Annotated in this window: 10 protein-coding genes; 1 reads left to right on the top strand and 9 read right to left on the bottom strand. The window is 66.0% G+C overall.

The features are described from left to right. Positions 1-18: 18 nt before the first annotated feature. The 9 genes from ACED18_RS00460 to recO all read right to left on the bottom strand — a co-directional run bounded on the left by ACED18_RS00460 (position 19) and on the right by recO (position 13,004). Complete coding sequence (locus tag ACED18_RS00460; RefSeq protein ID WP_377287953.1) at positions 19-1,836, bottom strand: hypothetical protein; 1,818 nt, start codon at positions 1,834-1,836, stop codon at positions 19-21. Between the two features lie 247 nt (positions 1,837-2,083). Next, on the bottom strand, positions 2,084-2,998 hold the full coding sequence (gene nadC, locus ACED18_RS00455; protein ID WP_377287951.1) for a carboxylating nicotinate-nucleotide diphosphorylase: 915 nt from the start codon (positions 2,996-2,998) through the stop codon (positions 2,084-2,086). Between the two features lie 25 nt (positions 2,999-3,023). Continuing rightward, the gene (locus ACED18_RS00450) at positions 3,024-4,622 is read right to left on the bottom strand and encodes an L-aspartate oxidase (protein WP_377287949.1); all 1,599 of its coding nucleotides are present in this window, start codon (positions 4,620-4,622) and stop codon (positions 3,024-3,026) included. An 88-nt stretch (positions 4,623-4,710) separates the two neighbouring features. Continuing rightward, the gene (gene nadA, locus ACED18_RS00445; RefSeq protein ID WP_377287947.1) at positions 4,711-5,787 is read right to left on the bottom strand and encodes a quinolinate synthase NadA; all 1,077 of its coding nucleotides are present in this window, start codon (positions 5,785-5,787) and stop codon (positions 4,711-4,713) included. Positions 5,788-5,953: 166 nt separating this feature from the next. Continuing rightward, entirely contained in the window at positions 5,954-7,195 is a 1,242-nt protein-coding gene (locus ACED18_RS00440) for an MFS transporter (protein WP_377287945.1), read from the bottom strand. Between the two features lie 180 nt (positions 7,196-7,375). Beyond that, positions 7,376-8,221 carry an MOSC domain-containing protein gene (locus ACED18_RS00435; RefSeq protein WP_377287943.1) on the bottom strand — a complete coding sequence of 282 codons (846 nt, stop codon included), beginning with the start codon at positions 8,219-8,221 and terminating at the stop codon, positions 7,376-7,378. Between the two features lie 77 nt (positions 8,222-8,298). After that, the gene (locus ACED18_RS00430; protein ID WP_377287941.1) at positions 8,299-8,961 is read right to left on the bottom strand and encodes an HD domain-containing protein; all 663 of its coding nucleotides are present in this window, start codon (positions 8,959-8,961) and stop codon (positions 8,299-8,301) included. Beyond that, positions 8,954-11,926 carry a DUF2339 domain-containing protein gene (locus tag ACED18_RS00425; protein ID WP_377287939.1) on the bottom strand — a complete coding sequence of 991 codons (2,973 nt, stop codon included), beginning with the start codon at positions 11,924-11,926 and terminating at the stop codon, positions 8,954-8,956. The genes ACED18_RS00430 and ACED18_RS00425 overlap by 8 nt, the downstream gene beginning before the upstream one ends. 310 nt (positions 11,927-12,236) lie before the next feature. After that, positions 12,237-13,004, bottom strand: coding sequence for a DNA repair protein RecO (recO, locus tag ACED18_RS00420; protein WP_377287937.1), 768 nt, complete (start codon positions 13,002-13,004; stop codon positions 12,237-12,239). A gap of 172 nt (positions 13,005-13,176) precedes the next feature. Here recO and ACED18_RS00415 point away from each other — a divergent pair, with 172 nt between their 5' ends. Next, the gene (locus tag ACED18_RS00415) at positions 13,177-14,187 is read left to right on the top strand and encodes an NAD-dependent epimerase/dehydratase family protein (protein ID WP_377287935.1); all 1,011 of its coding nucleotides are present in this window, start codon (positions 13,177-13,179) and stop codon (positions 14,185-14,187) included. The last annotated feature ends 143 nt before the right edge of the window (positions 14,188-14,330 follow it).

Raw genomic sequence — 14,330 nt, 5'->3', positions numbered from 1 at the left:
CGCTTTTGACGTACCCGCTCAAAGGTTGGCGTGATCGATGCGGTAGAGCTTCAATGACGGGCTCTGCGTGTCTGCTTCGCGGACAAGACCCGGAACGACCCGACTATCGAGAAGGGCGGCGAAAAAGGATGCAGGATCAACGCTGATCTCGGCCTTCAAGGCCGCAGGGTAATCGCAAAATGCGATGTAATCGAAGGGAGCTAGCGCTGAGCGGCGAGCTTGCGGATCTGTGAAGTAGAGCGCATCGAACATGCGGCGCATGCCTGGTGCCCCCCGATGGAAATAGAGCACGCCCATCTCGGCCATTTCAGGTGCAGCATCGAGCATGTCGAGGCTGACCGTCGGTGTCACCATGTAACGTCCGGGCGGCAACTCGGCCATGGCTGCCCTGTCGGCCTCAGTGCAGAAATCCACCGTCATCAGATCTGCCGAGTTTGGACGCAGAAGACCTGGATCGAAGGGAGCGGCAGAACCGGCACCGATATAGCCGGCTGTCACGCACAAGGCAGCCAGACTCGTTCCGACGGCCACTTTCTTCTGGCCGCCGGGCTCCAGCGCCGAGAAGCGCGTCAAAAGGCATGGAATGAAAATCACCAGCAGAACCGTCGGGAATGGCGCAAAGCGGGACGCGGAGAACTGGCAGAGGAAGGCCATCAGACCCATGCCCAGCACGAGGGTCGGCGCGATGCGGCCTGCACCGGCCTCGTCCCGGCAATAGCGGAGCGACGCGAAGATCACCACGGTCTCAACCACGAGCGCCGGCAGATTGGACCAATCGCCGGCATGCAAGAGAAGAAGAATCGACCGCTCCTGATAAATTCGATCAAGCCACAGTGCACGCGACGTCGCGTCAATCATTGCGAACGGGCCAGAAATCACCGCAGGCATCGTTACTACAACCAGGCCGATAATACTGATACCAGTAGCGAAAAGAGCGAAGAATCGCGCAAAACGTGTTCCGGATGATGACATGATGAAGGTCAGCAACGACGAGCAAAATGCAAAGCCGGTGAAGAGCGCAACATAAGGCGCAGAGAAGATGTCGTTTTCGACGGAGAAGAGAACGTCCTGCCCCGCGACGAGGAGGGTGACGAGCGGCGCGAGAACGGCCATGGTTGAAGAAAAACTAGAGAAGACCGCCTGCGATCCTGGCCACCGCAAGACCCAGGTGAGAGCCAGCCCCGACCATAGCGCAGCGATGATCGGCAGGCATTCCAGCCCGACCGTCACCGACACGGTGACGGCCGCAGCCATGATGACCCCGCCCTGGCGCGACCACAGCAATGCCCCGAGCGCTATGACCACCAGGCAAAGCAGTTGCACGCCATGATGATCGATGCGGCCGGGCGAGAATTCGAGGACAGACGCGCCGAGAAGCAGGCCTGCAATCCCGATAAAGAGCGGGTTTAGCGGTCGTGCCTGTGGTGCCAGCCGCACCATCACGGCACCGAGAACACCCGCAAAGGCGAACATCATCACGACGGGCCAGACCATGAACGCGAAGTGCAACGCCGCGTCGGTCGTCATGAAAGACTGAAGGCCTTTCGCCAGGAGATAATAGGGCGCATCCACCAGGCGCGACCATGGCGATATGTAGGGCTCCGGCATGGACACGCCGTCCAGCGAGAGATCGTACCAACCCTTGCCCTCTAGGAACTGGCGGACCTGCATGGCCCGCAGCCTGTCATCCACGTCATTGGCGAAGCGCGCTCCGTCAACGAGGTCCATCACCATAATGGCAAGGAATGCGACAAGCAGACTTGCCGTTGCCCGCAGTGGGCGCAGCTTCAGCGGGAATGATGGCGCGGGCGGCGCTACAGGGAGCGTATGCCTCATACGTATTTTTCTCTCGCAAGAGTTGAAATACGTAGTTTCTATGATTCATATCATTTACATATCGTAATCAATTCAGAATTGCCTTTACGCAACTCAAAGATTTCCACGTTCTATCATCGCGGGCGAAAGGCCGGGACGTAGACAAGCGTGCGGAGCCTCGGGCCGGGCGCCGGACTGTTGAAAAGCAATTAGAGTGAGTGCGACCTTGCCGGATCGCACAACGGATCACGACTGCCGGCGCCGGACCTTAGGAGATCGAAATATCCAACCCGATATCCAGCGTCGGGGCGGCCATGGTGATCTTCGAGGTCGAGATGTAGTCCACGCCCGATCCGGCAATCGCGGCGATGGTCGAGATGTTGACGTTGCCGGATGCCTCGAGTTGCGTGCGACGCGGGTTTTGACGGTAGCTGTCTTCCGTCAGGCCCGCATGGGCGCGGTTAATGGCGACGGCTTCGGCCAGCGTTTCCGGTCCCATGTTGTCGAGCAGGATGACATCCGGCGACGCGGTCAGCGCTTCGCGCATCTGGTCGAGACTGTCCACCTCCACCTCGACCCGCACGAGATGGCCGCAATAGGCGCGCGCTGCAAGAACTGCGCCGGCCACGCTGCCGGCAACGGCGATATGGTTGTCCTTGATGAGCACGGCGTCATCGAGACCGTAGCGGTGGCTGGAGCCGCCGCCGAGGCGTACCGCGTATTTTTCGAGCGCCCGCAGGCCGGGCAGCGTCTTGCGGGTACAGGTGACGCGGGCCTGGGTGTGGGCGATGGCATCGGCGAAGCGCGCCGTATAGGACGCGACGCCCGAGAGGTGCATGAGGTAGTTGAGCGCCACGCGCTCGCCCGAGAGCAGGCCGCGGGCCGGGCCGGAGACGCGGGCAATCGCAGTACCCGCAGCAACGCGGGCGCCGTCTTCGACCAGCGGCTCGAAGGTGAGTGCGGGATCGACGAGGCGAAAGGCGAGCGCGGCGGGCACCAGGCCGGCAATCACGCCGGCTTCACGCACGTTGAGCTCGGCGGTGGCGCGCTTTTCCGGCCCAATGGTGGCGGCCGTGGTGATGTCGCCGGCGCGACCGAGATCTTCCTTCAGCGCGGCGCGCACCTGCTCTTCCACGAGAACCGGCGGCAGGAAGGGCGGGAAAGCGGCGGGACGGTCGGACATGGCGGGTTCCTTAAGTGGCATTTCCTCAGGCGGCGGCTGTCTCGGCAAGCTCGGCGATGATGCCGTCGGCTTCGTCCAGCGTCAGGTAGGTGCGGTGCCGGAGGGCCGGATCGCTGGCGGGATAATCGCTGCGATAGTGGCCACCGCGGCTTTCGGTGCGGACCCAGGCACCGGCGGTGATGAGCTTGGCGGTGGTGACGATGTTGGTGAAGCGCAGACGGGTGTTTTCCCGCTCCAGCTCCGCGATGCGGCGGATGGCATGGGCAAGCCCCTCGCGGTTGCGCACCACCCCGACATGGTCGGTCATCAGGCGGCGCAGCGCCTTGAGCTGCGGGCTGTCGGCCAGCGTGACGGGATCGTCGCTCTCGCCTTCGGTATTGCCCCAGCCGACAAGCTTGGCGGCGGGCATGCTGCCCTTGATGCTTTCGGCGATGCGCGCGGCAAACACCACGGCTTCCAGCAGCGAATTCGAGGCAAGCCTGTTGGCGCCGTGCACGCCGGTCGAGGCCACCTCGCCGGCCGCCCAGAGACCGTCGATGGAGGTGCGCCCTTCCGCATCCGTCAGGACGCCACCCATATGGTAATGCACGGCAGGTGCCACCGGGATCGGCTGCGTCACCGGGTCGATGCCGGCGCCGATGCAGGAGGCATAGACGGTCGGGAAGGCCTCCGGAAAGCGCTCGCCGAGCGCTTCCCGGCAATCGAGAAACGCACCGTTTCCGGCCTCGATGGAGGCGAAGACGCCGCGCGAGACGATGTCGCGGGGCGCGAGCTCGGCATCCGGATGGATGGCCGGCATGAAGCGCTGGCCGTTGCGATCCACCAGCGTCGCGCCTTCGCCGCGCAGGGCTTCGGTGGCAAGTGGCGCGGGATCGCGGCCGATATCGAGGGCAGTCGGGTGGAACTGCACGAATTCGGGATCGGCCACGATGGCGCCGATGCGGGCGGCCATGCCCACGCCCTGCCCGCAGGCCTCCCACGGATTGGTGGTGACGGCATAGACATGGCCGATGCCGCCCGAGCAGAGCACGACGGCGCGGGCCGGAAAGACGGCGCGCTTCTTCGACTGCCCGGCATCGGGCCGCGCGACGACGCCGGCGATGAAGCGGCCCTCGCGGATCAGTTCCTCCACCACATAGCCTTCGAGCACGCGGATGGAAGGCGTGGCGCGCACCGAGGCGATCAGGGCCTCCATGATGGCCTTTCCGGCCATGTCGCCCTTGACCCGCACGATGCGGCGCTCGGAATGGGCGGCTTCGCGCGAGAGAATGAGCTTGCCTTCGAGATCGCGGTCGAAGGGTACGCCGTAGCCGAGGAGATCGTGGATGCGGTCGGCGGCCTCGGAGACCATCAGGCGCGTGACCTTCTCGTCCACGATGCCGGCACCGGCCGCAATCGTGTCGGCCACGTGCTTGTCGACCGTATCCCCCTGCCCCATCGCCGCCGCGATGCCGCCCTGCGCCCAGGCCGATGAGGTGCCGAAGCCGATGGGGGCCGCGGCCAGAATGGTGACGGGCCGCGGCGCGAGCTTTAGAGCGCAGAAAAGCCCCGCGAGACCACCGCCGACGATGACGATGTCATCGACGCCGTTAAAACTCTGCGGGCGGAAATTGTCGGTCAGCATAGGCGTGGTCCTTCCCCGGCCCTCTCCCCGGGCCTTTCCACTTTCTGGCCCTGCGGCGCGGATTCATTCGCGCCGCAGGGCAAAAGCGTCAGATCTTCAGATTGATCATGCGCTCCACCGAGCCGCGGGCGCGCTCGGCGATGGCGGGATCGATGGTCACTTCCTCGGTCATCGAAAGCAGGCTGTCGAGGATCTTCGGCAGCGTGATGCGCTTCATGTGCGGGCAGAGGTTGCAGGGCTTGACGAAATCGACGTCGGGAAGCTCGGCCTGGATGTTGGAGGCCATGGAGCATTCGGTAACGAGGAGCACGCGGTTCGGCCGGTGATCGCGGACGTAGTTGATCATGCCGGAGGTGGAGCCGGCGAAATCGCAGACGGCAATGACATCCGGGTGGCATTCGGGATGGCCGATGATCTCGAGGCCGGGATGGGCCTCCTTGTAGGCCAGCAGTTCGGCCGCCGTGAAGCGCTCGTGCACCTCGCAGTGGCCCTTCCAGGTGAGGATCTTCTTTTTCGTCTGGCGGGCGACGTTCAGCGCCAGATATTCGTCGGGAATGCAGAGGACAGTGTCGCTCTCCAGGCTCTCGACAACCGACAGCACGTTGGCGGAGGTGCAGCAGATGTCCGTCTCGGCTTTCACGTCGGCGGAGGTGTTGACATAGGTGACGACCGGCACGCCCGGATAGCGCTGCTTCAGCAGGCGCACATCCGCGCCGGTGATCGATTCCGACAAAGAACAGCCGGCCTTGCTGTCGGGGATCAGCACGGTCTTTTCCGGGTTCAGGAGCTTGGAAGTCTCGGCCATGAAGTGCACGCCGCACTGGATGATGATCTCGGCATCCACCTTCGTCGCGTCGCGGGCAAGCTGGAGACTGTCACCTGCTATGTCGGCGACGCAGTGGAAGATATCCGGCGTCTGGTAATTGTGGGCAAGGATGACGGCGTTGCGCTGCTTCTTCAGCCGGTTGATGGCGTGAACATAGGGCGCATAGACGGGCCATTCGAAGGCGGGGATGAAGTCTTTCACCTTCTCGTAGAGATCGGCCGTCTCGCGGGCAATCTCGGGCGTGAAGGTGAGGTCGGGGCGCGCCAGCACGCCGAAACGGGCGGCGGCGCTGCCCTCGGCCGGCGTTTCCGGGACGATCGAACCGACGTTCATATTCATGGCACCCTCCTCGAACCTTTATGCTCAAAATGAGCAAAAGAAGGCCAAAAACAAAACCGGCTTTGCCGGCGGCATGGATTTAGAAGCTTTTGTGACGGAATTCAAGACTGCGAAATCTTGCCGGACGGCGACGGGTGCGGCCGCCCGGCAGGACGACGAAGGTGTTTCACGCGGCCGCCGGGCGGGCGATGGGGCGTTCCTGGATGGGCCAGTGGACGATGGCGGCGAAGACCCCCAGCGCCACGCCGACCCACCAGACCGGATCGTAGGAGCCGAAGTGATCGTAGAGGTAGCCGCCCATCCAGACGCCCAGAAACGAGCCGATCTGGTGGGAGAGGAAGACGATCCCGCCGAGCAGGCCAAGATGCCCAGTGCCGAACATGATGGCGACGAGGCCGTTCGTTGGGGGCACGGTGGAGAGCCAGAGCAGGCCCATGACGACGGCGAAGACGATGACGGAGGTCGGCGTCTGCGGCAGCAGCAGGAAGGCGGAGACGGCGATGGAGCGGCCGATATAGATCAGCGACAGGAAATAGGGCTTGGAACAGCGCTGGCCGATGATGCCGGCACTGAGCGAGCCGATGATGTTGAAGAAACCGATGAGGGCCAGCGCCAGCACGGCGTAGCGGGCATCGATGCCGATATCGCCGATATAGGCCGGGAAATGCGCGGTGATGAAGGCAACCTGATAGCCGCAGACGAAGAAGCCGGAGACGAGCAGGACGTAGCTCTTGTGGCCGAAGGCTTCCTTCAGCGCCTCACCGATCGACTGCTTGTAGATCGCCTCCTTCTGGCTGCCAGAGCAGGCGTTGCCGGCCAGCGGAATGGCAACGACCGGCACGAGCAGCATGAGGGCTGCGAGCACCAGCAGGCTGTCGGACCAGCCATAGGCGGAGATCAGCGCCTGCGAAAGCGGCGCAAACAGGAACATGCCGGCCGACCCCGCCGCCGTGCCGATGCCGAAGGCCATGGAGCGGCGCTCGGGCGCGACATTGCGCGCGAAGGCGGAGAGCACGATGCCGAAGGAGCCGGCACCGACCCCGAGGCCGACCAGCACGCCGCCGCCGATGTAAAGGGTGGCCGGCGCATGGCCGAGCGACATCAGGGCAAGGCCGCTCGCATAGAGCACACCCGCCAAGAGCAGCACGCGCCAGGTGCCGAAGCGGTCGGCGATTGCACCGAAGACGGGCTGGCCAAGGCCCCAGCACAGGTTCTGCACCGCCATGGCAAGACCGAAGGTGGTGCGGTCCCAGCCGGTGTCCTGCAACATGGGCAGCTGAAAGAAGCCCATGGCCGAGCGCGGACCGAAGGTCAGCATGGCGACGATGGAGCCGGCGGCGATGATCAGCCAGGGCAAGGCGGCCGGCCCTGCGCCGACCGTGCGGCTGGCGGTGGAGGAAAGCGACATCGGCGGATCTCCGTCCTGCGGGTGCAGCCCGCATGACCGTCGCGCGGGAATCCCTTGGCCTCGAAGATAGCGGCAGGGGATGCCCGGATATATCGAAATAAATTGAGCGACAGTTCACGCCATTTGATCGATCCCCCGGCCTTCCATCGACGCAAGAGATGGAAGCGACCGGGGATGCCGTCAGTTGCGGACCCGGAGCGGCCAGCGCTCGGCGCGACGGGACAGAACTGTGACGGTGTCGCCAACGCCGAGGCGCCCCTCGCCGCGCACGACGGCATTCCAGCCAAAGAGCACGCCGGACACGCGACGGTCTGCGGACATGCGCTTCACGGCCAGCGCCTCGACGGGGTTGCCGCCGATGCGCTCTCCGGTCATCTGGTCCTGGGTGGTCATGATGCAACGGGTGCAGGGTTTCAGCAGGTCGAAGCGCAGGCCGCCGATCTCGATCGCCTCCCACAGGTCTTCGTCCCAGGGAGTCTCGTTCTCAATGAGGATATTGGTGCGGAAGCGGTCCATGCCAACAGGCGGCTGGCCCTTCTCGGCGAGCGTGGTATTGAGATCGGCAAGCGAGGCCGTGGTGGTGACGAGGATCGGGTATTCGTCGGCAAAGCCGACCGCTGCATCCGCCCCGGCGCCGGGATCGTTGACGCCGCGCCGGGCCAGCGCATCCATATGGGCAAGTGCCACCGGACGGCCGAACCAGCCGGACAACGTGTCGTTGATCGCATCTTCGGCGAGCGCGGCGTCGATGGGCGTGCCCCAGACGGAGACGGCGCGGCGGCGGGCGGGATCGAAGGTTACCGTCAGGCGTCTTTCACCCAGCGTCAACGCGACGCCGCCCGGCACGGGCGTGGCTGTCACCTGCGCCAGCATCTGCAGCTCGCGCTGGGTGATGGCCGCGCCGTCGGGCTCGGTCAGGAGAAAGCGGCGGTCATCAGCAAAGCCGTCCAGCCGGCATAGGACGCTTTGCAGCGGAATGGCGCGGGCGCTCTTCAGCGGGTGAATGTTGAGGCCGGCGACCTTCATCGGATGTCCCCTTCAGGAACTGAATCAACAGCGTGAGAGACTGAATCCGGAAACGCCGGCAAGCGGCTGATCCGGAATCAGATTTCGTCGAGCAGAAGCTCGCGGATCAGGCCCAGGCGCTCGTGGCGTTCCTGCGCCAGCTTGCGGCCCGTGCCGGTCTGGAAACCGTCGGCGAGCTTGAAGAGCTTGGTTTCGAAATGATCGAGCGCAAAGGCCTTGTCGTCCAGCGGCCGGGCGCGCGCCATGGGATCAAGCGGATCGTAAAGACCGCTGCCGAAGCGGCCGGCGATGTAGAAGCAGCGCGCCGCCCCCACCATGCCGAGGGCATCCAGCCGGTCGGCATCCTGCAGGATCTTCGCCTCCAGCGTTTCCGGCGGAATGCCGGCGGAGAAGCTGTGGGCGAGGACGGCATGCGCCACCGCCATCATGTCGGTGCTGCGCCAGCCGTGCTGGTCGAGGATTTCGTAGGCGCGCTCGGCGGCGAGACGCGAGGCGTCGGCGCGATTTTCCGCGTTCTTCTCCACGGCCACGCAATCATGCAGGAGCGTCGCGGCGGCGAGCACACGGACATTGCCGCCCTCGCCGCGGCGGATGCGCAGCACGTTCTTCCACACGCGGATGAGATGGGCGGCATCGTGCGAGCCATCATCGCTGACGATGACGAGCGGCAGAAGCTGGGCGGCCAGTTCGTGCTCCGGGGCGAAGGCGGCGGCAAGCGCCTTCAGGCGCGGATCAGGCATCTGCATTCTTCTGTTCCTCAGCCGAATCGGCCGGCGGGGCGGCGGGTTCCTCGTCGGACATACGCGAGAGAATCCGCTGATAGAAGAGGCCAATGCCGATCAGCACCGCGCCGAGCCCGATGAAGGACAGCGCCCGCAGGAAGCCTTCGAGCTGCGCCATATCGAACAGGAAGACCTTGGCGACCGAGAGGAAGACGAGGACGGCAGAAGCGATGCGCACGACGCGCGAGCGCAGGCGCAGGCCGACGAGCAGCAGGATGACGCCGAGCAGAAGCCAGACGACCGAGTAGGTGTACATTTCCCCCTGCAGAATGCCCTTCCAGTCGGGGATCGTCTCGCCCTGCCAGAAGCGGCGCACCGAGAGCGTCGCCCAGGTGAAGGCGAGAACGGCGCCGGTGACGGCCAAGGCCGCTACATAGGGCTCCGGGCGCCGGTTGCGCGCCTCGCGGGCGAGCAGGACATAGCCCGCCGCCGGCAGGAGATAGCCGATGAAGAGCAGATCGATGACCGGCAGGCTGCCCAGCCGCTCGCCGGTGAAATAGGGATTGAGCCCGAAGAGATGGGCCGAGAGCACCGAGAGCATGGAGAGGCAGCCGACCAGCATGCCGCCGATGCGGAAGACCGGGCTCGGGGCCTTGAGGTCCAGCCGCAGGAAGACGGCGGAGGCGCCGATGGCGAGTAGCGTGTAGATCGACTGTTCGCCGAGCGTCGGCGTGCGGCTGTCGAGAACGCCGCCGGTGAGCCCGTGGCGAACGAGGATGGCGATCGTCAGCAGCACGAAGAGGCTCGCCAGTGCCTGGATAACCTGCACCACCCGCATCTCCGGCCAGCGGCGCAGCTCGAAGGCGGCCAGCGCCAGCAGCAGCGCGGGAACCCCGTAGCCGGCCAGAAGCTGGTTGAAGACCGGCGTGGTGGAGAGGTGTTCGGGGCCGACGATGGTGGGGTCGAACAGGATGCGCACGGCGACCGCGAGGCTTGTGGCGACCATAGCCCAGGGCAGCGCCCGCCAGGCGCGAAGCCGGGTGCCGGCCACGAAAAGCGCGCCGGCGAGAGCAATGCCGATGGTGGTGGCGAGGCCATCTGTCAGGGCATGAAGCGCGAGGATGACGAGATAGGTTGCGCCTGCGAGCATCCAGAAGATGGCGGTGTCGGTGCCCTTGCCGCCGATGCGCGAGCGGAGCTCCGCCAGACCGACGAGGGTGATGGCGGCCGCAAGCGCGAAGAGGCCATGCGGCCAATCGACGGAGTAGGTGCCGAGCGCGACGAAGGTGAGCGTTGTCAGTGCTGCCGGCGCCAGTGCCATGAGGACGGCCCAGAGGGTCGCGAAATCCGGCCGGGGTTCGGCGAAGCGGCGCTGCACGAGGCCGCCGATGAAGAGAAAGATGGCCGACAGCGCCATGCCGGTTCCGGTGACCGTCCACGGCCCGGGTCCGGGTGGCAGGAAGACATCCGGGCTGACGCCGGCAAAGACCGTCACGCCGATCAGCAGCAGGCCGGCGGAGGTCAGCACGGTCATGCCCCCGATGGCGGCGATCAGCGCTGCCGGCGCGGCGACGGCAAGGCCCGGACGCAGCGCGCCGGCCATGGCAAGCGCGATCGTCAGTGCCGCAAAGGCCGTCAGATTCGCGCCGGAGCGGGCCAGCCATTCCAAGGCGTCGGAACCGGAGCCTTCGGCAAGACCGGCAATGAAGAGAGCAGGGAGCAGCACGGCCAGCGTGGCCGTGATCGCGACGGCGACAAAGGGCGGCGCGAAAAGCCTCTCGCCGGCAGACAGCGTGCGGGAGACACCGTTCGTGGATACGGGTTCGGCGGGTTCGGTTTCCGATGCAGCGCCCGGCCACAGGAATGCCATGGCGGCGACGACCAGAAGCAGCGGCAGGCTGACCATGAGCGGATCGACGGGCTCGGCGACGGCGAGATAGAAGAGAGCCCACAGACCCATGCCGATATTGGCGATGGCCGGCGCCACCGTCCAGCGACGCAGGCGGCTGGCGGCAAGCGCTGCGACGAGGGTGACGGAGAGGTAGCCGAAGAGAATGGCGGCGGACGGGTTTTCGCTCGTGACCAGCGCGGGCGTCGCCATGGCGGCGACGAGGCCGAGGCCGGCGAGCGCCTGCCCGTGCAGCAGCGAAAGCGCGAGCGTGAGGAACGAGACGAGCGCGAGGGTGGCAAAGGTGGTCCCCGCACCGAGGAAGCCATAGAGCCCGTAGGCCGCATAGGTGGTGCCGAAGAGGGTGACGGCGCCGGCGGCCGTGAGGATCCCGGGGATCATCGCATTTTCGAATTCGGCGGCAATCGCCGGAACGGCGCGGCGACGAACGATTTCGCCGGCACCGATCAGCAGCAGGCCGAAGAGGGCCGCGAGCGCAAGCCGAACGGCGGGGCTCAGCAGGCCGGCATCGATCGAATATTTCACCATGAAGATGCCGCCGAGCGCCAGCGCCAGGCCGCCGACCCACACGGCCCAGCGGGCGCCGAGCGTGCTTTCGAGCGTTTGCGCCTTTCGCGGCTGCGGGGCGTCGATCGCGGCAGCCTCTGGGCGCGGCACCGGCTCGCCACGGGCGGCGCGCTCGACGGCCTGCTGATCGGCGGAAGCCGTGGCAGGCGTGCCGATGCCGGCGAAGATGCGGTCGCCGATCTCGGCTTCCGTGGGCCGGAGGCGCGCGGGCAGACGGGCCGCATCGCCTTCAGCCGTGGCAAAGCCGGGCGGTGTCTGCGGCGCGATCTCGGCGGGTGTCGTCTCGTCGGTCGCGAGGGGCTGCGCAAGGGTCGCCTGTTCCTCAGGCGGTTGCGTCACCTCCGTAACCGGCGAGGCCGCCGATACGGGCGCCTCGAGCATGGCTGCGGCTTCCCGCAGCGCCGTCACCTCCTGTCTGAGGGCCTGTACCTCGCCTGACAGCGAGCGGACGCGGGTGAGCGCCGTAAGGCCGGCGGCAAGGGCGACGAGAGCGAGGATGATCAGCAAGGACGACTCCGGACAAGAGGCGGTGGGGCGCTTGACCGGGGGACCGGGTTCGATCCGCGCACGGCTGGGCACCCCTCTTCAGGTGAGCGCGCCGCCGGCGGACGGGACTGCCGGATACGCGCTATGGGTTCAGTTTCGCAGCGGCGCGCCGGGTGGCCGCCTCGCCCGCCCTTCGCTCCACCGCTGGCGAAGAGAGCGCCCTCCGATCGTCCTTTGACGAGAGTGCGCTTCTAAGCCGTGGAACAACATATCCTTTTTCTCGCCCGCTCCAACCCCAGGCGGTGGATCGATACGGTATTGGACGGGTGGATCAGGCTGGACCTATCGGGGAAACAGGCGTTTCACTCCTTTGCTGCAGGGCTTTCAGCGCGGCGCGGACGAAGCCTTCGCGCGCATCGGAGGGCATGACGCCGCGCGGTTCATAAACGTGGCGGGCGAGGAAGAAGGCGGTCAGCCGGAAGGCGGCAGCAAGGGCGGCGCCATCGGCCGCGGTCGTGGCGCCGGGGGCCAGGAAGCCCGGCAGGGCCAGCATGCGGTCGGCATAGGGGCTTCCGGCATCGCGCGAGACGGCGCGGCCGCTTTTGGGGGAAACGAAGGCGAGATCGGTGGTGAGGCCGGTCGCTGCGCATTCCGTGAGATCAAGGCCGAAGCCAAGGTCGTTGAGCAGCGCCAGTTCGAAGCGCACGAAGAGTTCGCCGGCCGCGACGGGTTCGTCGAGATGGTCGAGGATCAGGTCCAGCGCCTCGTAGAGATGCGGATGCGGATCGCGCTCGGGCAGCAGGCGCAGCAGCGCCGCCATGGCCTGCACGCCGTTCACCGCCGTTGCCGTCTCCATCAGCTTTGCTGCCCGCAGGCGCACCGGCTCGATGCGGAACTCGCCAAGGTGATCCTCGATGCGGGCCCGCCAGGTGGCTTCCACGGCATTGCCGGGCTGCAGCACCGGCTGCATGGCGCGGGACCGCCCGCCGCGCACCAGCCCCAGATGCCGCCCGCGCGCGGCCGTCATCACCTCGGCGATGACGGAGCTTTCACCGTGCCGGCGCACCCCGAGAATGATGGCGTCTTCCGTCCATTGCATGGGCGCCTTTTATCGCAGCTTTCGCCGGTGCGGAACGGTCAATCGGGAGCGCGCAGGCCTGCGAGCGTGCAATTCCACGACCTGCGGGGTGGAAAGCCGGGCCGAAGAGGTTTGTCCCCTTGCAATTTGCGGCCGAGCCGATACCGGAAGGGCACGGAAAGGCAGGCCACCCATGCGCTACTTCATCACCGGAACCGCCGGCTTCATCGGCTTCCACCTCGCCCGCACCCTGCTCGAAAACGGCCACGAGGTGCTCGGCTTCGACGGGATGACGGATTACTACAACATCCACCTGAAGCACGGGCGCAATGCCGCGCTGGCGCAATTTCCCCGCTTCCGTTTCGTGGAGGCGATGCTGGAGGATTTCTCCGCCGTGCATGGGGCGATGAAGGATTTCAAGCCGGATGTCGTCGTCCACCTCGCGGCCCAGGCGGGCGTGCGCTACAGCCTCGAAAACCCGAAGGCCTATCTCACGGCCAATCTCGTCGGCTCCTGGCACATTCTCGATGCCGTGCGCGATGTCGGCACCGGGCATCTGCTGCTCGCCTCCACCTCCTCCATCTACGGCGCCAATCCGTCGATCCCCTTCCGCGAGAGCGACAAGGCCGACGAACCGCTGACCTTCTATGCCGCCAGCAAGAAGAGCATGGAGATGATGGCGCATTCCTATGCCCATATTTACCGCATCCCGACCACGGCCTTCCGCTTCTTCACCGTCTACGGCCCCTGGGGCCGGCCGGACATGGCGCTTTTCAAGTTCGTCAAGGCGATGATCGAGGGCACCGAGATCGAGATCTACGGCGAAGGCAAGATGAGCCGCGACTTCACGTATATCGACGACCTCGTCGCCTCCATCATCGACCTCTCCGCCGTCCTGCCGTCGGAGGACAACCGCGTCGCCGGGATCGACACGCTCTCGGCGCAGGGCCCCTTCCGCATCGTCAATATCGGCGGCGGCCAGCCGGTCGGGCTCATGGATTTCGTGGAGACCATCGAGCGCATCATGGGCCGGCCGGCACGGCGCAAGATGCTGCCCATGCAGACCGGCGACGTGCCGCGTACCTTCGCCGCGCCCGACCTGCTGGTGGCGCTGACGGGACGCAAGCCGGAGACGGGACTCGATGCCGGGATCCGGGCGTTTGTCGAGTGGTATGAGGCGCATCGGGGGGAGTTGCGGCTGTAGGGGGCGGGGCTGTCGGGAGGCTATGGGGGCACCCCCCTCTGCCCTGCCGGGCATCTCCCCCGCAAGGGGGGAGATCGGCTGGGCGCGGGCCCGCCATCCAGCTTAAGCTCGCAGGTTACCTAGACCCTTCTTTGAGGCAACGT

It is taken from the genome of Rhizobium sp. SG2393, from assembly GCF_042610495.1.
Lineage (GTDB): Bacteria > Pseudomonadota > Alphaproteobacteria > Rhizobiales > Rhizobiaceae > RU20A.
Note: the sequence above shows the minus strand (reverse complement) of the source record. Positions and strands in the feature narration are given on the sequence as shown.